This is a genomic window from Candidatus Spongiisocius sp., from assembly GCF_965221825.1.
Classification (GTDB): Bacteria; Actinomycetota; Acidimicrobiia; order Spongiisociales; family Spongiisociaceae; genus Spongiisocius.
Window position 1 is genome coordinate 3,199,968 of record NZ_OZ244917.1, and the last position, 21,840, is coordinate 3,221,807.

Annotated in this window: 16 protein-coding genes; 9 read left to right on the forward strand and 7 right to left on the reverse strand. The window is 64.6% G+C overall.

Annotated features, from left to right (window positions below):
• The first annotated feature begins 122 nt into the window (after positions 1 to 122).
• Entirely contained in the window at positions 123 to 920 is a 798-nt protein-coding gene (locus ACOQPD_RS14670) for an NUDIX hydrolase (RefSeq protein WP_420612704.1), read from the forward strand.
• 143 nt (positions 921 to 1,063) lie between these two features.
• Here ACOQPD_RS14670 and ACOQPD_RS14675 read toward each other — a convergent pair whose 3' ends face one another.
• From ACOQPD_RS14675 to ACOQPD_RS14690, 4 genes are all read right to left on the reverse strand, one after another.
• Complete coding sequence (locus ACOQPD_RS14675) at positions 1,064 to 4,429, reverse strand: helicase-related protein (protein WP_420612705.1); 3,366 nt, start codon at positions 4,427 to 4,429, stop codon at positions 1,064 to 1,066.
• Positions 4,426 to 6,240, reverse strand: a complete 1,815-nt coding sequence (locus tag ACOQPD_RS14680) for a hypothetical protein (RefSeq protein WP_420612706.1) — start codon at positions 6,238 to 6,240, stop codon at positions 4,426 to 4,428. Before ACOQPD_RS14680 ends, ACOQPD_RS14675 begins: the two co-directional genes overlap by 4 nt.
• Before the next feature lie 20 nt (positions 6,241 to 6,260).
• Positions 6,261 to 7,499: a DUF6361 family protein gene (locus ACOQPD_RS14685; protein WP_420612707.1), complete on the reverse strand. Its 1,239-nt coding sequence runs from the start codon at positions 7,497 to 7,499 to the stop codon at positions 6,261 to 6,263.
• A gap of 152 nt (positions 7,500 to 7,651) precedes the next feature.
• The gene (locus ACOQPD_RS14690) at positions 7,652 to 8,455 is read right to left on the reverse strand and encodes an alpha/beta fold hydrolase (protein WP_420612708.1); all 804 of its coding nucleotides are present in this window, start codon (positions 8,453 to 8,455) and stop codon (positions 7,652 to 7,654) included.
• Positions 8,456 to 8,636: 181 nt separating this feature from the next.
• Here ACOQPD_RS14690 and ACOQPD_RS14695 point away from each other — a divergent pair, with 181 nt between their 5' ends.
• The 3 genes from ACOQPD_RS14695 (at position 8,637) to ACOQPD_RS14705 (ending at position 11,292) form a co-directional block, all read left to right on the forward strand.
• A complete protein-coding gene (locus tag ACOQPD_RS14695; protein ID WP_420612709.1) occupies positions 8,637 to 9,386 on the forward strand; it encodes an SDR family NAD(P)-dependent oxidoreductase in 750 nt (249 codons plus the stop codon).
• A 37-nt stretch (positions 9,387 to 9,423) separates the two neighbouring features.
• Positions 9,424 to 10,476 carry a Rieske 2Fe-2S domain-containing protein gene (locus ACOQPD_RS14700; RefSeq protein ID WP_420614399.1) on the forward strand — a complete coding sequence of 351 codons (1,053 nt, stop codon included), beginning with the start codon at positions 9,424 to 9,426 and terminating at the stop codon, positions 10,474 to 10,476.
• A 69-nt stretch (positions 10,477 to 10,545) separates the two neighbouring features.
• Positions 10,546 to 11,292 (forward strand): SDR family NAD(P)-dependent oxidoreductase, encoded by a 747-nt coding sequence (locus ACOQPD_RS14705; RefSeq protein WP_420612710.1) that lies wholly within the window; start codon positions 10,546 to 10,548, stop codon positions 11,290 to 11,292.
• A 66-nt stretch (positions 11,293 to 11,358) separates the two neighbouring features.
• Here the strand turns inward: ACOQPD_RS14705 and ACOQPD_RS14710 are convergent, their stop codons facing one another.
• Entirely contained in the window at positions 11,359 to 12,774 is a 1,416-nt protein-coding gene (locus ACOQPD_RS14710; protein WP_420612711.1) for an amidohydrolase family protein, read from the reverse strand.
• A 45-nt stretch (positions 12,775 to 12,819) separates the two neighbouring features.
• Positions 12,820 to 14,232, reverse strand: coding sequence for an amidohydrolase family protein (locus tag ACOQPD_RS14715; RefSeq protein ID WP_420612712.1), 1,413 nt, complete (start codon positions 14,230 to 14,232; stop codon positions 12,820 to 12,822).
• Positions 14,233 to 14,375: 143 nt separating this feature from the next.
• Between ACOQPD_RS14715 and ACOQPD_RS14720 the strand changes: the two genes are divergently transcribed.
• Complete coding sequence (locus ACOQPD_RS14720) at positions 14,376 to 15,434, forward strand: BMP family protein (RefSeq protein ID WP_420612713.1); 1,059 nt, start codon at positions 14,376 to 14,378, stop codon at positions 15,432 to 15,434.
• Between the two features lie 75 nt (positions 15,435 to 15,509).
• Here the strand turns inward: ACOQPD_RS14720 and ACOQPD_RS14725 are convergent, their stop codons facing one another.
• A complete protein-coding gene (locus tag ACOQPD_RS14725) occupies positions 15,510 to 15,905 on the reverse strand; it encodes a PaREP1 family protein (RefSeq protein WP_420612714.1) in 396 nt (131 codons plus the stop codon).
• 246 nt (positions 15,906 to 16,151) lie between these two features.
• On the opposite strand from ACOQPD_RS14725, the gene ACOQPD_RS14730 reads away from it, so the two are divergent.
• From ACOQPD_RS14730 to ACOQPD_RS14745, 4 genes are all read left to right on the forward strand, one after another.
• Positions 16,152 to 17,756, forward strand: a complete 1,605-nt coding sequence (locus ACOQPD_RS14730) for a phytoene desaturase family protein (RefSeq protein ID WP_420612715.1) — start codon at positions 16,152 to 16,154, stop codon at positions 17,754 to 17,756.
• A gap of 183 nt (positions 17,757 to 17,939) precedes the next feature.
• Positions 17,940 to 19,124, forward strand: coding sequence for a BMP family lipoprotein (locus tag ACOQPD_RS14735; protein ID WP_420612716.1), 1,185 nt, complete (start codon positions 17,940 to 17,942; stop codon positions 19,122 to 19,124).
• 44 nt (positions 19,125 to 19,168) lie between these two features.
• Entirely contained in the window at positions 19,169 to 20,695 is a 1,527-nt protein-coding gene (locus tag ACOQPD_RS14740; RefSeq protein ID WP_420612717.1) for an ABC transporter ATP-binding protein, read from the forward strand.
• The gene (locus ACOQPD_RS14745) at positions 20,692 to 21,840 is read left to right on the forward strand and encodes an ABC transporter permease (RefSeq protein ID WP_420612718.1); all 1,149 of its coding nucleotides are present in this window, start codon (positions 20,692 to 20,694) and stop codon (positions 21,838 to 21,840) included. Before ACOQPD_RS14740 ends, ACOQPD_RS14745 begins: the two co-directional genes overlap by 4 nt.

Consider the following 21,840-nt stretch of genomic DNA (forward strand, 5'->3'; position numbering starts at 1 on the left):
TCCGGGTGGGAAGCGACCCTATGTCTGTTATGACGCCGAAACCCACCTATTTATTCCACTTTGATAAAAACTTTATACTCGGGTTCTTGTCCTGTCAACACAAAACCGGTATCATCGTAGGGATGGGGTGTGACACGGAGGCGCCGGACGGATACGATCCCGGGGCATACCCGCCGGTGGCGGTCACAGTCGACATCGTCACGTTCACCATCGTCGAAGACCAACTCCAGATCCTCCTGGTCCGGCGCGGCCAGGATCCGCACGAAGGTCGGTGGGCGCTGCCGGGTGGCTTCGTGCGTCCTGACGAAGATCTGGAAACTGCGGCCCTGCGCGAGCTCGAGGAGGAGACCGGGATCGTGGCCAGGCCGCGCCACCTCGAGCAACTGGGTACGTACGGTACGCCCGGGCGCGATCCCCGGATGCGGGTGGTCACCGTCGCCTACTGGGCCATCCTCGCCAACCTACCCGAACCGAGAGGCGGCGGAGACGCGGCCGATGCCTGCCTATTCCCCGTGGTGAAGGTCGAGGCTGATGCCCTCCACCTAGCCTTCGACCACGACAGGATCCTTGCGGAGGCGGTCGAACGTATCCGCTCCAAGCTCGAGTACACGACGCTCGCCGCGCAGTTCTGCCCGCCTGAGTTCACCATCAGCCAGCTGAGGCGCGTCTACGAGGCGGTGTGGAACGCTCGCCTCGAGCCGGGCAACTTCCACCGAAAGGTCACCAGGAGCCCCGACTACCTTAAGCTCACCGGCGATCACACCGGTCCGACTCCGGGAGGGGGCCGTCCCGCCGCCATCTACCAGACCGGAGACGCCGAGTACATGTCTCCACCCCTAACCAGGTCACCCACTCCCAGGTCCACCTATTCCCCCCGCCGCAAGCCCCGACCTCCGAAAGAACCTCCGGCTGATCGGTGAGCGCAGCGCCCGCCTCACACCTCCGAACACGAAGGGGCCCGGAGAATCACGGTGGGTGCTCCCTGAGTTGCACGGTAGAAAGACCCCATATTTCACGGTAGGACGACATCAGCCAGCCTTCGGACTCTGTGGGGACGGGTTCCCTAGGAAGTGTCCGGACGGGTGCCAGGCGATTCGCAGGGTTCGTCGTTGCGAGCCGGAGGCGAGAGATCGATCCGGAGTTTCGACAGCCAACCATCCAGCAGTTCGGGGCTGATGCGATCACCCAGGAACTCGACCAGTTCGTCCTGGCGTGGCTGGCCGAAGGCGAGGCGATAGACGGCGAGGGACTTCCGTAGCCGGGGGAGTCTGGTCGACTCGTGGCTGAACGGCAGCACGGGAACGAGACGGTCGATCTTCGCCCGGCCCTGATGGAACACCCAGTAGGGCACCATCTCCCCGTCGTCAGGTCCTCTCTCGGATGCTGCCCGTTCGAAGAGTGTCCGCCAGGGGTCACCCTGCGGCACGCCTCTTGCCAGCAGGTCGGGTCCGAGTCTCTCAGCGATGTTGCGACGGACCGCATGGCACTTGTAACGATGGACACGACCCTCGCGTTGCTCGAGGTCGACGGGACTGGTGGGGAGGTTCCAGTGCACCACCGCATGGCACCACAGATGGAAGTCCAGTCCCTCCTGACCGACCGAGGTCGAGGCCAGCACGAACGGCCAGAAGGGTGAGTTGAAGGCCACTGACACGGCGCCGACGCGGGCTTGGCCGCCCTCGTCAAGCACCTGATCGCCGAAGGCCACCGCGAAGCGAGAACGCATGCGGTGGGCTTCCAGTTCGATGCTGTCGTCGCGCTCGTTGCGGCGGGGGATGTCCACCCGCAGCGCCGCGGTGCGAAGCCTGAGCGCCTCGCCGATCTTGGAGGCAATGCCCTTCGCAGCCTTGACTCGTTGCTCGGCGCTGTCGAGGTTGACGTAACCGAGCCAGTCGCGAAGAACATGAGCGTGCTCGTCCAGCAGCGCCTGCAGGTTCCCGTCGATCGAATGACTTACGACGTCTTGCCAGTACCGGGCAACACCCTCCCCGGAATCCGGTTGCTCCGCCTGTGACGCAGCAACCGTGGCCGTCACCTCCGGGGCGTTGAAGAAGCTCCGGAAGGCCTCGGCGATTCGCACCGCTGCGCCAACCACACTCGCGTGAGCGGCGGGGAGCCCCACGACCGCTTGGACTGCCCTCAGCGCGCACTGCGCCGGTCCTCCGAGCGCCAGTTCGGCGAGTACTTCGTAGAGATCCTCGGGCCGCCGGCCGAGGGCGGTCGGGCCGTACTCGACCATCGCCCGGGCCTCGGCGAGATGCGCCCGGAAGTTCCCGTCCGTTCGATCACCCTCCCACAGTTCCGCCGATTGCTCAGCCAGCAGCCGTTCGGTAACCGAAGGGTGAAGCATGTGATCGAGTAGGAGCGGCGCGGCCCAGTACCAGCGACGATCGACAGATCCACCGGAAGACGCAGAGCGGTCCAGCGGCTCGACGGCTCCTTCGATTCGCCGGGCGATCGTGGCAATCACATCGGCGCGAGCGGGTCGGGCGGATCCCAGGCGTCGCGGGTCACCCAAATTCGCGAGGGTGAGACTTGGCCACGCCAGCAGGAACGTCGTCATCGAGGCGGCGCGACGCGCACCGGAAGCTTCCCCGGCACGAGCTTCTGCACTTGTCCGCTCGCTGGTGCGGAAGGTGAGCCGCTGGCCACCACGTTGCCGGTACTCGGCCGAGTAACCGTGCCTTCGGCTGGCGTAGGCGCGACGCTCGGCTTCGAAGCTGACCAACGACGACACGACCTTCGGGACGACCCGCCAGCCGGAGAAGATCAGGCGTTTGGTGAAGTTACCGGCCTCCGGAGATTCGTAGACGGAGCCGGTGTCGTAGTAACGGATCGACGGCGGTATCCAGAGGAGATCGAAGGCCCGGCAGTCTGCGAGGTCGTCGACCAGCCATCGAAGCCTCCCGTTCTGCGGATCGACGCGCTCGTAGTTCTCCACATCTGCCCAACTCAGCAGCCCGGGACCCGGGTCCAGCCGCCCGCCATCGACGAGTTGACCATCAGCAGCAGCCCTCTCGATGGCTTGTTTGAGCTTGTAGTGCTCCATGAAGTTGACGAGGTACGGCGCGGACTTCCAGTACTCGGTGGGGTCGTAGTGCTTGACGACCTGCGCCAGGTCACCGAGGCGCACGTACGAGCGGAGGTCGTCGGGAGCCACCGACACGGGGACGCGCGGTTCATCGAGCATCCCGTCCCGGTTCGGCGTGGCGGCCAGCCGCTCCGTGCGCGCCATCACCTTCCGAAGTTCCGACCCGATCTTCCCGCAGATGCGAGCGGCGTCGGTCAGGGGTACCTCGTTGTCATCGAGCACCACCGCCTCCGTGAGCGCTCCGCGAAGCTCGCCGAAACCGCGCTTCAGCTTCTTGACGCGCTCGGCATCCTGGTAGAGGAACTCGCAGGTGTCCAGGAAGTCCTTGTAGTGGTCGGCGTCGGTGTCGTCGGCGGTCGTGTACATGCGATATGGCGTGGCCGAGAGCATCAGGGTTCGAGTCGGCTGCCCGCTGTCGGGATCGCGGTAGTCGAACAGTCCCTTGGCAAGCTCCGCGGCGAGGTTTCCGGGGTTGGGTCTCAGAAGATCCTTGAACCGCTGGAATTCGTCGAGCACCACGAGGTCGGGGCGGAGCGCGTCGATGCCGACGAGCGCCATGGCCCGGCGCACCTCTGCGATCAGATGTGTCCGCAACCACCACTTGCGGCCGGTGAAGGTAGGTTCAATCCGGAGGCGGTCCACGAGTTCGGCGAACACTTGTCGCAGTGGTGGTCGGCCGGTTCCTCGTCTTTCCCGGTCCACCCCGTCCAGACGGGCGTTGAACTCTTCCCGCGACACCCTGACCCGCCCTCGGAAATGCTCCCCCCACCACTGGAGTCGTGCGTCTCGGTCGGCGTAGCTGCCCTTCGTGAGGCCGAACCAGAAGATGTGGCGAGCTCTCCTGTTCATGACCTCGGGGCCCCAGGCGCGGCGCAACAACGCGTAGGCGAGGGCGCGTTCTGTGAACTTGCCGGTACTTCGTCCGAACTTGAAGGACGTGCCTGGGGTGATGGCCAACAGGTTGATACCGGGTCGCCCGTCCTGTTCGTCCTTGAGATCGACGAGCGGAAGCATCGTGAGCCGGTCTACTTCTACGGGCGTCGGTTCGATTCCTTTGGGGACAAGCTTTCGGAGGTTCTGGCGAGCGATGGCTGCGTTCGAGCACATGTAGACGATGTCATGGCGCTTGTCTCCGGTTCGTCCCAGGTGGTCGATGACCTGGGCGACCACGCCCTTGGCGATGTGTGTCTTGCCGAGACCGACCTCGTCCGCCACCAGGAACCGGAGGGCAGGATCGTCTTTCGCGTACATCCGCTCGAATGCCCACTTCGCGGTGCATCGCTGGAAGTCCTTCAGATCCGCCAGCGTTGCGTCTAGATCGATGCGAGGCTCGGTCACCGTCGGCCGGCCTCCTCGGTTGTCACGCTGTGAATCGCTTCCCAGAGTCCGGCGAAACCCTCCGGAAGAGAGTCGTCGTGTTTGAGGTCGTCCACGAGTGGATGTAGCCCGAGAAGCCTGGACGGATCCCGTCGCATGGTTCTCAGGAGCCGTTCGAGGACCGCCAGGTTGACCCGGCTGTTCCCGTCCGATCGGTCGGTGTCCATGGAGCGGATCACGGTGCCGAGATCGACTTGAGTGGAGTCCTCGTAGAGAAGGGCCAGGAGGTAGCGGAGAAAGCGCTCGGCGTTGCCGATCAGCAACTTCAGCAGGTGCCGGTCTCGATGCTCCGGGACTCCCTCGAGCGGTACCGGTACCACGAAACCGGCCTCCTCACCGCTCTCGTGGCTCAGTTCGAAGGCCAGGAAGCCGCTCATGCGTTCCAGGCTGGTCTCGAAGCGCTCCTCTAACGGCTGTCCGGGCGCGATCTGGCGCCGGTCACCGGAAAAAGTGAGCGGCCGGCAGTGGATCTCGATGTCCTTGAAGGAGGGGACCGGCTCGGTCGACCGGTACGTCACGGCCCAGTCCTCGCCGCTCTTCTCCACCTCTCCACTGAACGGGACGCGGGCGATGGCGCGGATAGCCCTTGAAAAGTTGATGGCGGCAGGTTCGTCGTCGACCGTCGGATCGCTCCGGCAGTAAGCATCGAAGAGGGCTCGCAGTCCGGGTTCGTCTCCGTTTCCCTCGGTTAGCCGGTCGATTCCCAGCTTGTCAACCGGTCCTTGTAGCTCGGCCAGGATCTCAAGGTTGTTCTCGAAAGCAGGCCCCGTGGCGTTGGCCGACCCCACGAACAGCCGCGCCTGACCGTCCTGCTCGAAGGCGAAGACCTTGGCGTGGAGCCCGACCAGGGGCCGACCGGGGTCGGACGGCGAGAGTTGCGGTTGTGCCGGGTCGTCAGGGGAGTCGCCGCTTTCGGAGTCGCCGCGGTCGTCGAGCGTGCTGTCCAGTACCCAGACGTTCTTGATGGGATCGAGAGTTCTCACCTCCAATCGGTCGAGCCATTCCTGGCGGCTGACCAGCTCGTCCACCGGCCGCGGACAGATCCTGGTGAAGAAGTCGTCGGTCAAGAAGGGCGAGATGATCAGCGAGCGGTCCGCGGCTGTCGGTAGCGGCGACCGCTTGGAAGTGAAGCCCAGCACGTGAATCCTGAGACCGTCGATGCCCGATGGCAGCGCGAACCGCGCCGTTCGTAGCGCTCCCGCGAGAGAATGTACTCGCTCGGAGTGATCCTCGGAAACGGTGCCGACCGTGTTGCCGAGTAGCCCCTCGAACAGCTTGCCGACCTGGACAAGCTGTGCTCCCTCTGAGTCGATCGACTCGTCGAGCCTCAGGACCGTGTCCCAGCTTCGGTCGAAGGTGAGGTTGCGGCTGGTGATGATCACCCGGAGCCGCTGGTCGCCCTTCTTGACTTCCTCGAGATCGGCGGATGCCTGGTAGCGCAGTACCCACACCTTGGGATGGACGATTCCTCCCCGCGGGGGCCGGACCGAAACCACGGCGCGTTCGAGGAAGGCGAACGCTCGGCTGGCCGTAGGTAGGCCGATCATTCCGGCTTCGGCGAAGACGGTGAGCTTGTGGGAGTTGGTGCGGAGTGCGTGGATCAACTCCACGGGCGTCTGGACGTCAACATGGGTCTTGTTGTCGCCCGAGCCGGCGATGGCGAATGCGGCGGGCGCTGCGAGGAGGGCCGACAGGTTGAGCGTGAAGGTGACGGCCATGGCGGATTCCAGTTCGAACCGGGCCGGTGGGCGCATCGCATCAATGAGGGTCAACCGGTTGGTTGGTTGGAGCATTAGGAGTCGACCTGCAGCGCTTCCGCGATCTCACCGAGGTAACGCTTGGCGACGGACCATCGGTAGGTGTGCCGGCCGCCGACCGGGGATCCGTGCCAATTCTCCAGCGCGGCGCGACTGCCCAGGCGCGCCCTATTCGACTTCAGCCGGATCTCGCGCCTACGGATCACCTGGTGAATGTCCTCCTGGTTCTCGAACCCTTCAGGATCGTTGACCGCCAGATCCACGATCGTGTTGACGAAGTGTTGCGTGCCGTGTCTTATAGGGCTTCTGCGGTGCTGGTTAAGCAACGCCCAGAACGCCGGGAGGTTGGCGACCCAGGTGCTGAGTTGCCCGTTGCGAGCTCCGACCAAGGCGACCCAGTTCCTTAGATGAACGAGTTGACTCTCCACGAGTTCGTCCGTGTCCCAACGGAGCAGCCGCTGAGCCCGGCGCGCCACCAGGATGTTGTAGGCGTGTTGAGGGCCGGCGGTCAGTTCCGAGAAGCAGCGGGCGTGGTGCAGTGCCTCGGCCGCCGACCCGGGCAGCGTGTTCGGGTCGGCGTCCCACGGGTACCTGTAATGGGACGCGATGCCCGGCATGGCGCAAAGCGACGCCATAAGGGTATCTGGCCGCTTGCGCCGGATGCTGTCGACCAAGGCCTGTGCTTCGTCGCGCCTAAGCTCAAAGTCGGTCTTGGCGTGTAGGAAGTCCTCTGGGGGAGGTGGGAGCGCCGCCCACATCGAGTGGGTTTCGTCGGTGGCGTTGCCGTCGTCATCGCGCCCAGCCCGGTAACGACCGAAGGCCGCCGCACGCTGCGCGTACTCGCCGAGGCCGAGGGGATGGCGTCGCAGTCCCCAGTCCCAGAGGGCTCCCCAGTAGATGTCGCTGGGCATCCGCTTCAGGTTCCGCCCGGCCTGGTAGCCGATTACACCCTGGCCGGATCCCTGATGGCGCAAGCAGTCGATGAGCAGGACTTCGTCACGGCGAAGCCGCCGGTAGAAGTCTCCTGGTGCGACCCGATCCGCCTCGAGGCCCTGGAATATCCATGGCAGGAACATCAAGTAGCGCATCCTGGTATGGACGTAGGAAGTACCGGGATGCAGCATGTCGGAGAAGGTGGTGACAACCGATCCCAGACCCAGGACATCGAGCGTCGCTGGTTCTTGGAGTGCCTTCAGGAGCCTCGCTACCCGGTCAGCGGCCGCGGCGTCGAAATCGAGCCAACCGAGCGAGGAGGCGGGCGAGTAGGCAGTCAAGTGAACCTCACTGGCGTTGCCAAACACTAAGGGTGCGGTGCTGCCGACCATCGAGCCCGTGGCCGGGGCATCCGTATCGAGCCGCTGGCCAGTCTATATGAAGGAAGCCCGCCCTACTCCCGGAGGGTTAATGAACAGATCTTCACTGACGGCTACAGGAACGGCAGGAGGACCTCCACCAGACCGTCGGGATTGTCTACCGGTATCACATGGGTGGTGTTGGCGACCTGAACGAGGGTGGCGTTGGCCATGCGGCCGGCCATATCGGCCATGACATCGTGGTTCACGAAACTGTCGGCGGCGTGGACCAGAAGAGCCGGGGTCTCCATGCCCTCCAACCGGTCCCAGTGGTTGTCGGACCGGAAGGGCCAGCGCTCGAAGAAGAGCGGATCGTGCTTGGGCGCCAGCCGCCCGCCGTCGACCGGTCCGAAACTGGTCAGCGCGGTCAACTCCAGCATCTCCTCGGGAGCGTTGGGGAAGGCGAACCCGAGCCCGGTCCGTACCTCGCCATGGTCGGCGTGGCTGGTGGGCCGGGGGAAGAGGTCGGTCTCGCTCTGGGCGAACGACGCCTCCACGTCCACCACCACTATCTTCCCTACCCGATCGGGGTTCTCCGCCGCGTACTGGATGGCCACCAGGGCGCCCCAGGAGGAACCCATCAGGTCGACGCGATTCTCACCGAGTGACTCGATTACGGCGGCCAGGTCCGCCACATGGTCGGAGGTCGTGTAGTCGTGGGATGCCGACCACTGGCTCTCCCCGTAGCCTCGGAAATCGAGGGCCAGCACCCGTCGGCGGTCACCGATACCGGCCGCCACGGCCTTCCAGTTCCAGGCGTTGCCGATCACGCCGTGCATGCAGATCAGGGCTGTCCCCTCGCCGCCGTAGTCCAGGTAGTGCAGGCGGTTGCCTTGAGCCCCGGTCGTGTAACCATGTCGAACGCTCGGCGTTTCCATCTCGTTCCTCCTTGATGCGTGGCGGACGGGTTCGTTGCTCGCTCGGTGAGTTTGATCATATCTATTGCATCCGGGGCGCCATCCGACCCGAGCGGTCGGATTCCCAGCCGGATTATTACCACCACCAATATCATTTCGGCTAGTGTTTGAGGGCAAAACCGGCATCGAGAAGGTGGTCCGTATGGGTGTTCTAGAGGGCAAGGTGGTCATTATCACCGGCGGGGCTCGCGGGATCGGCCGCGCCTACGCCCATGGTGTTGCCGCGGAAGGAGCCGGCGTGGTGATTGCGGACCTGCTGGACGGCTCTCCGGTAGTGGAAGAATTGGCTGCCACGGGCGGTGAGGCCATTTCCGTCTCTACCGACGTGAGCGACGAGGCCTCGACCGTGGCGATGGCGGATGCCGCCATGGATAGGTTCGGCCGGATCGACGTGCTGATCAACAATGCTGCCATGTTCTCGGAGACCACCCGAGGGCCCTTCACGGACCTCACCGTGGCCGAATGGGATCGCACCTTCGAGGTCAATGTCCGCGGGGTCTGGTTGTGTACCAAGGCGGTTTACCCCCACATGGCGTCCCAGGGCTCGGGCAAGATCATCAACATCGCTTCCAACACGTGCTTCAAAGGAACGCTCGGCTTTCCCCATTACGTGGCCAGCAAGTCCGCCCTGCTGGGCCTCACCAGGTGCCTGGCCAACGAGTTGGGTCCCGAGGGCATCACGGTCAACACGGTCTCGCCGGACCTGATCCCCAACCCGGACATCCGGCCCACCGACGCCACCAGCGACCCCTTCGTGGTATCCGGCCGGGCCATCAAGCGCACCCAGGTGGCTGACGATATGGTCGGAACGATCCTCTACCTCAGTTCCCCGGCGTCCGATTTCGTCACCGGCCAGAGCCTCCTGGTCAACGGTGGCGCCTACTTCATCTGACCATGTACCCGGGATCCGAGCAGGAAGGCAGGTGACGATGCCCAAGGTGACCATGCGGGATCTCGCCGATCCGTTCGTGCCCGAGCGCGACTCGAAGTGGTACCGGGCCATGTGGCATTTCTGGCATCCCGTCGCCTACAGCGGTGATGTGGTCGAGGGTGAGATGCTGCAGGGGCAGCTTCTCGGCGAGCGCATCCTCCTCGTCCGCCATGAGGGGACGGTTCGGGCGTTCATGGACGTCTGCAGGCACAAGGGGGCGGCGCCTTCGCTCGGCTGGATCGAGAACGGCTGCATCAACTGCCCCTACCACGGCTGGGCCTACGACATGGAGGGCAACCTGGTCAACATCCCCTCCCGTCCCGAGCTCAACGGGATCCTCAAGGTCAACCTGGAGCGTTACCAATGTCGGGAGGGCGCCGGACTGATCTGGGTGTCGTTGGTCGATGAGCCGTGGGGTGATCCTCCCGGCCTGGCCGAGTGGGACGACCCCGACATGCACTGGCAATCACCCGCCTACTACGACTGGAAGACCAGCGCGCCCCGCCGTCTCGAGAACTTCGTCGACTTCTCGCACTTCCCCTTCGTCCACGAGAACATCCTCGGAACCCGGGACAAGGCCGAGGTGGAAGATCACGAGGTCTGGCGGGAGGGGCAGATGCTCCGCTTCGACCGCTACGTGGTGGAGCCCAATGACGACACGATGAAGGGGATCCTCGGAATCTCCGACGACATCGTCAAGGTTCTCAACCGCTACTACCTGAGCCTGCCGGGCACGATCTATCTCCTCCGGATCTTCCCCAACGGCAAGCGCTACGGGCTCTACATGGTCTCCGCACCCACAGGGCCGGCAACCTGCCGGAACTTCTGGCACATCGGGTCGGACTTCGCCCAGAACGACGAGGAGCTGGCATTCCTCATCGACTTCGAACTGATGGTGCTGGACCAGGATCAGCCCGTGGTCGAGTCCCAGTGGCCCGAGCACCTGCCTGATCTGCTCAGCGCCGAGATGTACATCAAGGTGGCCGACGATGTCACCCTCGCCTACCGGTCCTGGCTGTTCGAGTTGGCAGCCGATTTCGTGGACAAGTAACCGGAAGGGGCGAGGGACGCCGGCGGAGCCGGGTTCGGGCCACACGAAAGGAATGGAGGGCTCATGGGCATGCTCGACGGCCAAGTCGTAATAGTGACCGGCGGTGCCGGTGGAATAGGTAACGCCTACTGTCGAGGTCTGGCCGCGGAGGGCGCATCGCTCGTCATCGCCGATCTGGTCGATGGCTCCGAGATGGTGTCGGAGGCCGAGGAGTTGGGCGCCAAGGCCATCTCGGTCCAGGTGGATGTCAGCGATGTCGCCTCCACCGAAGCGATGGCGGCTGCCACCGTCGACGCCTTCGGCCGGATCGACGCCCTGGTCAACAACGCAGCTTTCTACCTGTCGCTCACCCAGGGTCCGATGGAGGAGATCTCGCCCGACGAGTGGGACAAGTGTTTCGACGTCAACGTCAAGGGCTCCTGGCTGTGCGCTCGGGCGGTGGCGCCGACCATGCGGGCCCAGAAGAGCGGCAAGATCGTCAACATCGCCTCGATGACCGTCAACGACGGCACTCCGGGGTTCCTTCACTACGTGGCCTCGAAGGCGGCCATCTGGGGACTCACCCGGTCCCTGGCTCGCGAGTTGGGTGATGATGGAATCTCCGTCAACACCCTAACTCCCGACTACATCCCCCACGATGCCGATTACGCCGCTAAGCAGCCGCACGTCGACGGCCTGATCATCGGTCGGCGGGCCTTCAAGCGGTCCCAGGTACCCGACGACATGGTCGGGACCCTCCTCTACCTGGTCAGCCCCTGGTCCGATTTCGTGACGGGTCAGAACATCTGGGTCAACGGAGGCTCCGGCTTCCACTAAGCAGGCATTTGGCCGAAAGGTCTGGTCTCGTGAGGATCGTTGTGCAATCGTGCGTCAGTTGGCGGTTCAACGGTTCTCGTAGTCGGGGTACTTCCTCACGGTGACCGGTTGTCCTGAGGCCTTGCGGTCCCGGTACCAGGACTCGAATCTGGCCATCCATTGATCGGAACGAGCGATGATGGCTTCTTCGTCAAGGAAGGTGAACTCTCCATCTCGCATCAGGAACGTACCGTCGACCATCGTGTCAGCGACGAGGGTGCCCGCACACTTGGTGACGATCCAGTAGAGCAGGTTCCCCGCATTCAGGGGGTAGAGGGTTGTGTTCCGTAGTAGGTCTACGGTGATGATGTCAGCGCGTTTGCCGGCCTCGAGCGTGCCGATCTTGTCCCCGAGCCGTAGCGCCTTGGCGCCGCCGATGGTGGCCATCTCGATCGGCACCCAGGGCTCGAACTGCGCCTGCTGGTCGATCGGGACTACGGTGTTGACGAGATAGGCCGTGTAGATGTTGTCGAAGATGTTGCCTGCCGGCATGTCCGTTCCGAGACCGAGGGTTACGCCGGCCTCACGTAGCGCGGGCACATCGGCCACCGACCCGTGGTAGGTCGCGTTCGATTGGGGGTTGTGCGAGATAGCGACTCCGGCCTCGGCGAATACCTCCGCCTCCCGGCGGTTCACCTGGTCGCAGTGGAAGAAGAGGGTCCGTTCCTGAAGTAGGTCCCTGGCCTGGAGATAGGCGACCGTTCCTCCCCAGGCGGCGTACTGGGCGTCGGACATCTCGCGATCCTCAGGACAGTTGAGCAGGTGGGTGGCGAACCCGACGTCGTATCGTTCGGCTAGTTCCATGCAGCCCAGGAGGAGCCGCTCCGTACACGAGTAGGTGCAGTGGGGGTGGGTCGCGACCTGGATCCTCCCATCCTCCGCGTTGTGATAGTTCCGGATCGTTTCCTCGGTCTGGGCGAGATACCCGTCATCGTCTAGGCCGTCACCGAGAAGGACGTTGCTGACGGTCTGGGGATGGATGATGAGCCGCATCTTCGATGTGACGCCGGCGCGGAAGGTGTCGTCAGGGAACGGGAAAGCGCTCGTGATGGTGGTGGTGCCGTGCTTGATGGCGTTGCACATCGACAGCAGCGTCAGGTCATAGGTGCTCTCGCCTGAGACCCACGTATAGGCGGGCCAGATGAACTTTTCCAGACATTCCGATATTCCGGTGTAGTCGAGGGACGACGGATCGATCCCGGGAAGGAGGTTGAGTGCGTAGTTCGCCAGGTGATTGTGGGTGTCGATCAGCCCGGGCATCACGAGCTTGCCACTGCAATCAATGACTTCGCCGTCCTGCGCCGCGACCTCGGCGCGAGGCGAGTCCTCAGCTCCACCGACCGCTTTGATAACGGGTCCGTCGACGAGTACCCATCCGTCCTCGACTACCCCCTGAGGGTCTGGTTGCGCGATTAGGAACCGGCAATTATCGAACAAGATCAATCCGAGACCTCCTTTACCGCGCCCTCGCCGGCTTCCGGCAACCGTTCAGTTCTGCTCCGGTGGTCGCCACGGGACCAGCAGTCCGTGCAGCCCGGCCTTGTCGATCAGTTCGGCTGATCGGGCCCTGGCCTCCGCTATCACTTCGGCCTCGTCCACCTTCGTGGACGATCCGTTCTCGTAGATGACCTCGCCTCCCACGATCGTCATCACCACGTCCGATCCGCGGGCGGCGTACACCAGCGTCGAGATGGTCCGGTTGAGCGGTTGGAGATGGACCCGGTCGAGATCCACCACCGCGATGTCGGCGAGCTTGCCCGGCGCCAGCACACCGGCATCGATGCCCAGGTAGCGGGCGCCCTCGCGGGTGGCCAGTTCCAGCACTTCCTCGGACCGCAGCGCGGTGGGCTCGAGCGTGGTCAGCCTTTGGACGAAGATCGCCTGCTTCATCTGCTCGAACATGTCTTGGCGGTGGTCGCAGGCGGAGCCGTCGGTGCCGAGCGACACCACCGCTCCCGCCGATCGCAGGTCCCGCATTCTGATCGCTCCGTCGGCCATGTAACAGTTCGAGGTCGGACAATGTGCCACGCCCGCACCGGCCTCACCTATATAGGACACCTCCTCGTCGTCGAGCCACACGCCGTGGGACAAGGCGGCCCGCTCGTCGAGGATCCCGGCCCGCTGCATCCACACGACCGGACGCTCTCCGTAGCAGGACACGTAAGCGGCGGGATCGGTCTGCGGCGCCGAGCAGTGGAAGTGCCAGCGCACGTCGAGCTCGTGGGCGAGTGCCACCGAGTCGATGATCAGTTGCCGTTCTATGAAGTTGCCGTCAGGCGCCGGCCATACCCCCACCTGCCGCCCGGCGGTGGCTTCGATGGCGGCCCTGGTGATCTCCAGTTCCTCCTCGGGGGACAGTTCGAAGAGATAGTCGGGGATGTCGTAATGCCGGGTCACCTCCGCCGGCGCCCCGTAAATGCCTCGCGCTACGACCCCGCGCAGGCCCACCTCCTCGATGGTTCGCGCTACTCCCACCGTCGCCTCCAGGTCGACCGGGGCGTAATGGTCGTCGACCACCGCGGTCGTGCCGGCCCGCGCCGCCTCCAGGGCTGTCAGCCTGACCCCGGCCCAGGCCTGTTCGCGGCTGATCTGCCGCGCGTAGGGCCACATGAAGTCACTCAGCCACGGGTACAGGGACATGCCCTCCCCGAGACCCCGGCCCAGGCTCTGGAAGAGATGGGTATGGCTGTCCACGAAGCCCGGGAGCACCGCCTTGCCGGTGCAGTCGATCACGCGCTCGGCCCGATAGCCGTCCAGTTCGTCAGGCGTGCCCACGGCGACTATCCGTTCCCCGCTGACCGCCACCGCTCCCGGTTCGTACACGGCGCGCCGGTCGTCGACGGTTATGACCGATCCTCCTGTCAGCAGCAGATCGCAATCGGTGCTGTCACTAGAAATCATCCGCTCTGCTCCTCATCGAGAGACATGACGCCATTATGGTTCCGAATATTGATGGTGTCGATAAGCGATCCGCACCGACGGATGGCGAGAGTCGAGCTTCCACCCAAGGAAGGGGTGAGACAATGAGATCACGGTTAGGCATCTTGAGCATTGCCGCAGCCCTCGTACTGGCTGTGGCGGCCTGCGGGGAGGATCCGGAGCCGGCGCCCACCACTGCGGCGCCCACGACCACGGCGGCGCCGACCACGACCGCCGCGCCCGCCGCGGAGGAACCCAATGAGTTCCGGGTGGCCTACATAGCTCCGGGACCCATCGACGATCCGTGGTACACGTCGATGCTCGACTCCTTGAGCCGCCTCGCGGACGAGAGCCCCTACGGCCTCGAAATCTCGCACGAGTGGTTCGAGAACATCGCCTACGCGGACGCTGAGCGGGTGATCCGTGATCTGGCGTCGAGCGGCAAGTACGAGATGATTCTCGCCGGAAGCACCTACAGCGACGCGGTTGCCCCGGTGATGGAGGACTACCCCGACGTCGCCTTCGTATACGCCGGGTCTGGGAACGATCCGCTGGGCGGGAACGCCTTCTGGATCGACACCTTCATCCACGAGCCGGCCTACCTGACCGGCGTTGCAGCGGGCCTGATGACCGAGACCGGCAAGATCGGAATCGTCGCCAACTTCCCGTTCCCCAACGTCAACGCGCCCATCAACGGGTACCTCGCGGGTGCCAGGTCCGTCAACCCCGACGTCGACTGGGATGTGACCTTCATCGAGAGTTGGTGGGATCCGGCGACCGCCAAGGAGGCCGCCACCGCACAGATCAACGCCGGCGCCGACGTGCTGTACGCCATCGTCTTCGGTGTCTTCGAAGCGGCGGAGGAGGCGGGCGTGTACGGCGTGGGGGACCTCGCCGACGTGCAGGCCCTGGCGCCCGGCGTGGTCATCACCAGCACGGTCGCCAAGTGGGATCAAGCCATCGCGGAGGTTATCGACGCCTGGTGGGACCAGATGGTCAACGGTGTTCAGATGAACGCGCCGACCGAGCGGATCATGTTCCACATGCCACGGGGTGGCAGCGACATCGCCCCGCTCAACGAGGCCATAGTCCCTGCGGACGTACGTGACAAGGTTCTGGAAGCGCGGGACCAGATCCTGTCCGGCGACCTGGTGGTGGAACTCAACGACGCCCCGCCGGAGTAACCGACCTCGGAGAAGATCGCTCGCTCGGGAGGCGCCTGTGGTCGCCTCCCGAGCAGGCTTCGCCGGTAGGCCGACCTAGGGCGTCCGGTTCGTCTCGTACTCCTCTACCAAGTTCACCATGCGCTCCACGTATTGGCGCACGGTATAGCGATCGGCGGTGATCTGGTAGTCCTCCATGTCGCCGTGATGGAAGTGGATGTGCAGTTTCTCGGCGGCCGTGAATCCGGCGGCTAGGAAAGGGTCGTCGTACTTCTCGGCCAACTGGCCGGCGGCGTTCTTGTTGGCTCGATGCGACTGGTATTCCCAGCCTCGCTGGCCTGACGCGGCGATGACGGCCTGGACGGCGGCGCCGTAGAGCTTCTCGGCGGCCTGGCGGGTGTCGCCCACCGCGAACTCGGCCTCCGCCTGGTCCAGGAACTCCAATGCCTGCGCCACTCGCTCCGCGACGGTGGACTCTTGTATGACGGTCACTTAGGCTCTCACTTCCTGGCTCGTCCGGCGTGATCCCGTGACCCGGTAACTGCGGTCGAGCGTCGTAATCGTATCCGTGCGGTCAACGTATCCGCTCAGGCATTGGAGATCCAGACCCATGATCGCGAGCAGCCCGATCTGTCTGGAGCCGGCCAGAAGGGATAGAAGGCATGCGGGGGGCCGTTTGACAGATCAATATAAATGGCACCAATATTCGGTCAGGCAACCAGGGGAATGGAGAAGCGTGTGGCGGACGGAACTTTTGACGGGATCATCGTCGGTGGCGGCTACAACGGGCTGACTCTGGCCGGTTACATGGCGCGGCAGGGCCTGCGTGTTCTGGTGCTCGAACGGCGGATGGCTTACGGCGGGGCGACCATCACCGAGGAGGTCACCAAGCCCGGCTTCTACCACAACCTGCATGCCAACTTCATCTGGTCGTACGGACCGCCCCACCAGGACTTCGAGCTGCACCGGTACGGCCTCGAGTTGATGCGGGGCGAGGTGGAGCGGGCCTACCTTTTCGAGGACGGCGCCGAGTTGCTCACCTACACCGACGACCCGCAGCGCACCTACCACCAGTTCAAGGACGTGATCCCCAAGGCCGACCTCGACACGATGGAGGATGTCTACCACCGGTTCCTGACCAAGGTGGAGGAGGAGTTCTACGCCCCACCCAAACCCACCTCCGAGCGGGGAGTCGGGCTCGAAGGCGAGGACCGGGCCGAGTACCAGAAGATGTGCGACATGAGCGGCCGGGAGGTGCTCGACTACCTCTACGAGAGCGACCGCCTCAAGACCTGGATCGCTATGAACGCCTGCGTGCGGGGCATGCCCGACTTCGCCACCGGAGTCGGGGACTTCTTCATGCGCTACGCGGCCTCGCCCCGCCTCAGCATCGTGCGGCACGGCACCGCCCAGATCGCCCACTCGCTGGCAGCGTTCTTCCACGCCAACGGTGGGATCATCCTCACCGGTTCCCACGTGGAGAAGATCATCGTCGAGGGCGGCCGGGCGGTGGGCGTCCGCACCGCGGACGGGCGGACCTTCAACGCCGAGAAGTTCGTGGCCTCAGCTGTCGATCCGCCGGCCACCTTCCTGCAGATGGTGGGGGAGGAGCACCTCACCCCCGAAATCGCCCAGCGTTGCCGCGACTGGGAGATCGAGTACCACACAGCCCTGTTCGGTTTCCACGCCGCGTCAGCCGTGGCGCCCGACTATTCCCTCAAGTACTCGGAGGAGGCCAACAAGGGCCTCGCCATCTTCTTCGGGGTCAACACCCTCGAGGAGCTAGACCGGCACTGGGAGGAGATCGGCAACGGCCATATCCCCTCGGCGCTGGGCGGTGACGCCTGCTGCCACACCGTGATCGACCCGTCCTACGCGCCGGAAGGCGGGCACACGCTGCTCTTCTGGCAGTTCGGTCCTCCGGCCGACAAGCTGGAGAACGGCGCCAAGACCTACGACGACATCAAGGACGACCTCCTGGAACGGATGCGGGCCCGCTGGGCCGAGTATGCGCCCAACCTCACCAGGGACAACATGCTGGCAACCTACGCGTATACCCCCGACGACATCCAGAACCGGATCATCAACATGGTGGGCGGAGGATGCCGGCAGGGCGCCTATACCAACGACCAGTGGGGGATCAACCGGCCCTTCCCGGAGGCCGCCGGCTACCGCACCCCCATCGAGGGCCTCTACATGTGCGGCTCGGCCTGCCATCCGGGTGGCTCGATCCACTTCGGTCCGGGCTATAACGCCGCCAACGTCATCGTGGAGGATCTCGGTATGGAGCGTTGGTGGCCTCCGTACCGGATCCTCGGCAAGCCGGTGCTGTCCCGCACGTGAAAATGTCGTCCCGTATGTGAATACAAGGTGATGACCGGCGGGCTGGTGGCTATCCTTCGCTGAGTCACGCTTCGTGATCCGAGGGCCGGTGTTCCCAACAGAGGCTGTCCCCGATGGGGCCTCGGGCGGAGAAAAGATCGCACTCCTTGTGAGAAAGCGACCGACGAAGAGGAGGAAGTCCGTATGAGGAAGCTCAAGGACCGCCGGGCCCTAACCCTGGTGACGATGGTGACCGCCCTGGCACTGTTGGCCGGCGCCTGCGGCGGGGATGACGAGCCTGCCGCTACCACTGCGGCGCCGGCTACCACTGCGGCGCCCACTACCACGGCCGCTCCGACGACTACGGCCGCTCCGACGACTACGGCCGCGGCCCCGGCTACGACAGAAGCCGAGATGACGGAGCCCGCGGAAGAGCCGATGGGCCCGACCGAGCTGGATGTGGCCATGGTCATGCTGGGCACCAAGGAGGAGGGTTGGTACGCCACCTTCATCGACTCTGTCCACCGGGTGGCCGAAGAGGCGCCGCACGGCTTGACGATCACCCTGGACCAGATCGAGGAGATCCCCTACGCCGACGGTGAGCGGGTGATCCGGGACCTGGCCCAGACCGGTGATTACGAGATCATCGTGGGGCACAGCACCTATTCGGATGCGGTCGCCGCGGTCAAGGATGACTTCCCGGACATCCTGTTCGCCTTCTCCGGGTCCGGCAACGAGCCCACCGGCGGTAACGGCTATTGGATCGACGTGTTCATCCACGAGCCCGCCTACCTGGCCGGGATCATCGCCGGGGCCATGACCCAGACCAACCACATCAGCGGGGTGGCGGCCTTCCCCTTCCCCAACGTCAACGGTCCGCTCAATGCCTTTATCGACGGTGCCAGGTTTGTGGCCCAGCAGCTGGGCAAGGGCGAGATCACCTTCGACGTGGCCTACATCGAAAGCTGGTTCGACCCGGCTACCGCCCAGGAGGCGGCCGCCGCTCAGATCGCGGCCGGTTCCGACATGATCTACGCCGAGCGCTTCGGTCCCTTCGCGGCGATCGAGGAGGCGGACGGTGTGTGGGGCTTCGGACACTTCACTGATCAGCTCGGACTGTCCCCGGTGGTGTTGACCAGCGCGGTCGCCCACTGGGACGCCGCTTTCATGGACCTGGTCGATGCCTGGTACGCCTACACGACCGAGGGGGTCGCCTATGACGCCCCGATGGAGCGGATCGTCTACACCTCGATGGTGGACGGCGGATCCGCGCTGGGTGAGATCAGCGACCTGGTTCCGGCCGAGGTTCAGGACGGTGTTGCCCAGGCCGAGGCGGCCATTCTGGGCGGGCTCCTGAGGGTAGAACTGAAGACGGACCCGATCGAGTAGTCCGATCACTCGAATGAATCCCATACCTCGGGGGAGCGAGCTTGGTGACTGAGACGATCCTGGCCGTGGATCGCGTCACCAAGCGCTTCCCCGGGGTGGTCGCCAACGACGCCGTCACCGTTGACATCAGGCGAGGCGAGATCCACTGCGTGCTGGGAGAGAACGGCGCCGGCAAGACCACGCTCGCCGACGTCCTCTACGGCGTCTACCGACCCGACGAGGGGATGGTGTCCCTCAACGGGGAGCCACTGGAGCTCCACACGCCCCGCGACGCCATCGCGGCCGGTATCGGCATGGTGCACCAGCACTTCGAGCTGGTCCCGCCGATGTCGGTGGTCGAGAACGTGGTCATCGGAACATCGGCAAGCCAATGGCTCGATCTGTCGGAGGTGAGGGGCCGGCTCAACGAGTTCTTCCGCAACTATGACGTAGAGATCGATCCGGACGCCGAGGTGGGCCGGCTGTCCGTCGGAGAGCAGCAATGGGTCGAGATATTCAAGACCCTCTACTTCGGAGTGGAGGTCCTGATACTCGACGAGCCGACCGCGGTTCTCACCCCCCAGGGTGTTCAAGAGCTCTTCCGGATCCTTCGCCGGATGCGTGACGAGGGCCTGACCATCATCCTGATCACCCACAAGCTCAAAGAGGTTATGGAACTCTCCGACCGGGTAACGGTATTGCGCCTCGGCAAGGTCGTCGGAACCGTCAATACGGCCGATGTCCAGATGCGTGACCTGGCCCAGATGATGGTGGGACGCGAGGTGCTGTTCCAGTTCGACAAGGAGCGGTCCCATCCCGGCGAGCCGGTCCTCGAAGTGGACGAGATCTACCTCGCCAGCGTCACCGGTCGGGGCTCGCTGAAGGGTCTCTCCCTCACGGTTCGAGCCGGGGAGGTGGTCGGTCTCGCCGGTGTCTCCGGCAACGGCCAGAACGCCCTGTTCGATGCCCTGGTGGGGGTCGAGAAGCCTTCCAGCGGTGGCATCCGGATCGGCGGGGTGGACACCGCTGAACTGTCCGCCAACCGGATCGCGCAGCTCGGGGTTGCCAGCGTTCCGGCCGACCGGATTGCCCAGGGTCTGCTGATGGACTTCAATGTAAAGGAGAACCTGGTGCTGGGCCGTCACCGTTCGAACGTGTTCTCCCGGGGTGGGCTCCTCAACCGGGGCGCCATTGACAGCTTCGCCACCGAGTCGATCGAGGGATTTGATATCAGGACCCCCTCGGCGTCCCAGTCCACCCGCACCCTCTCGGGTGGCAACCTGCAAAAGGTGATCATGGCCCGTGAGCTGTCCGGAGAGCCGAAGCTACTGGTTGCCCATCAACCCACTCGCGGGTTGGACATCTCCGCCAGCGAGTACGTCAGGCGCCGATTGCTCGAGGAGCGGGATCGTGGCGCAGCAGTGCTTCTGATGTCCGAGGACCTTGATGAGATCTTTCAACTCTCGGACCGGATCGCGGTGATATACGACGGCCGGATCGTCTCGGAAACCACCCCCGAGCAGGCCGACCTCGAGTCCCTCGGCCTCAGCATGGCCGGGGCCGACACGGTCGAAGCGGGATCGGCATCGTGACCGACCAGAGCACCGACCTGGCGCCTTCGGAGCCTCAGCCGTCGGACGGCGGCGGCCGCCGGGATCCGCTGTCAATGCTGTTCCAGCCGGGAGCGTGGCGGATCGAGAAGAGGCTGGTAGTCCGCCCATGGCACGAGTTCGTCACCCTGATCGCCGCCCTCTTGGCGGCGGTGGCCATCATCGCCGGTCTGGTGCTGGTCATCGGAAAGAGCCCGGCCGATTCCTTCGCCGCCCTGTACAACGGGGCCTTCGGTACCCGGGAATCCACTCTGGAGACGCTGGTGCAGGCGACACCGCTGATCCTTACCGGCCTGGCTGCTGCGATCGCCTTCCGGGCCGGCGTCTGGAACATCGGCGGCGAGGGCCAGTTCTTCGCCGGTGTCATGGGTACCTGGTTCGTCTACGACTTGTGGGGAGGGCTGCCTGCGCCGCTGCTCTTCGTGTTGATGTTCATCTCCGCCGCCATCGCGGGCGCTGCCTGGGCTTCGGTCGCCAGCGGGCTGCTGGTCCGGTACGGGACCAACGAGATCCTCACCACCGTCATGCTCAACTTCGTGATCCTCTACATCCTGTCCTACCTGCTGGCCGGGCCGTGGCAGTCACCCGACACCTTCTACTACCAGACCCAACGGATGGCGGACAACACCTACCTGCCCCGGTTCATCACAGGTAGCCGCCTTCACTGGGGGTTCGCCATCGCCCTGCTTGCGGCGCTGGTGGTCTACTGGCTCATCCGGCGCACCACCCTGGGATACGAGATAAGGGGGATCGGCTCCAGCATGGTGGCCTCCCGCTACAAGGGCATCAGGGTCGGTACCGTAACCCTCGCCACCATGGCCATCTCCGGCGCCCTGGCGGGGATAGCCGGCTTCGGGGAGTTGCTGGGACTCCACCATCGTGTCCAACTCGACATCGCCGAGGGCATCGGCTTCACGGGCATCATCATCGCCCTGGTGGCGCGGTTGCATCCGCTCGGCGTGATCGTGGCCGCCGTGCTGTTCGGCGCCCTGGTCAACGGGTCCACCGCAATGCAGTACGAGACCGGCATCCCGAAGGCGCTGGTGTTCGTGATCGAGGGGACCACGCTGGCCCTGGTCCTGATCGCGGCCGTGGTGTCGAGGTACCGGATCCGGAAGGCCGGCTGA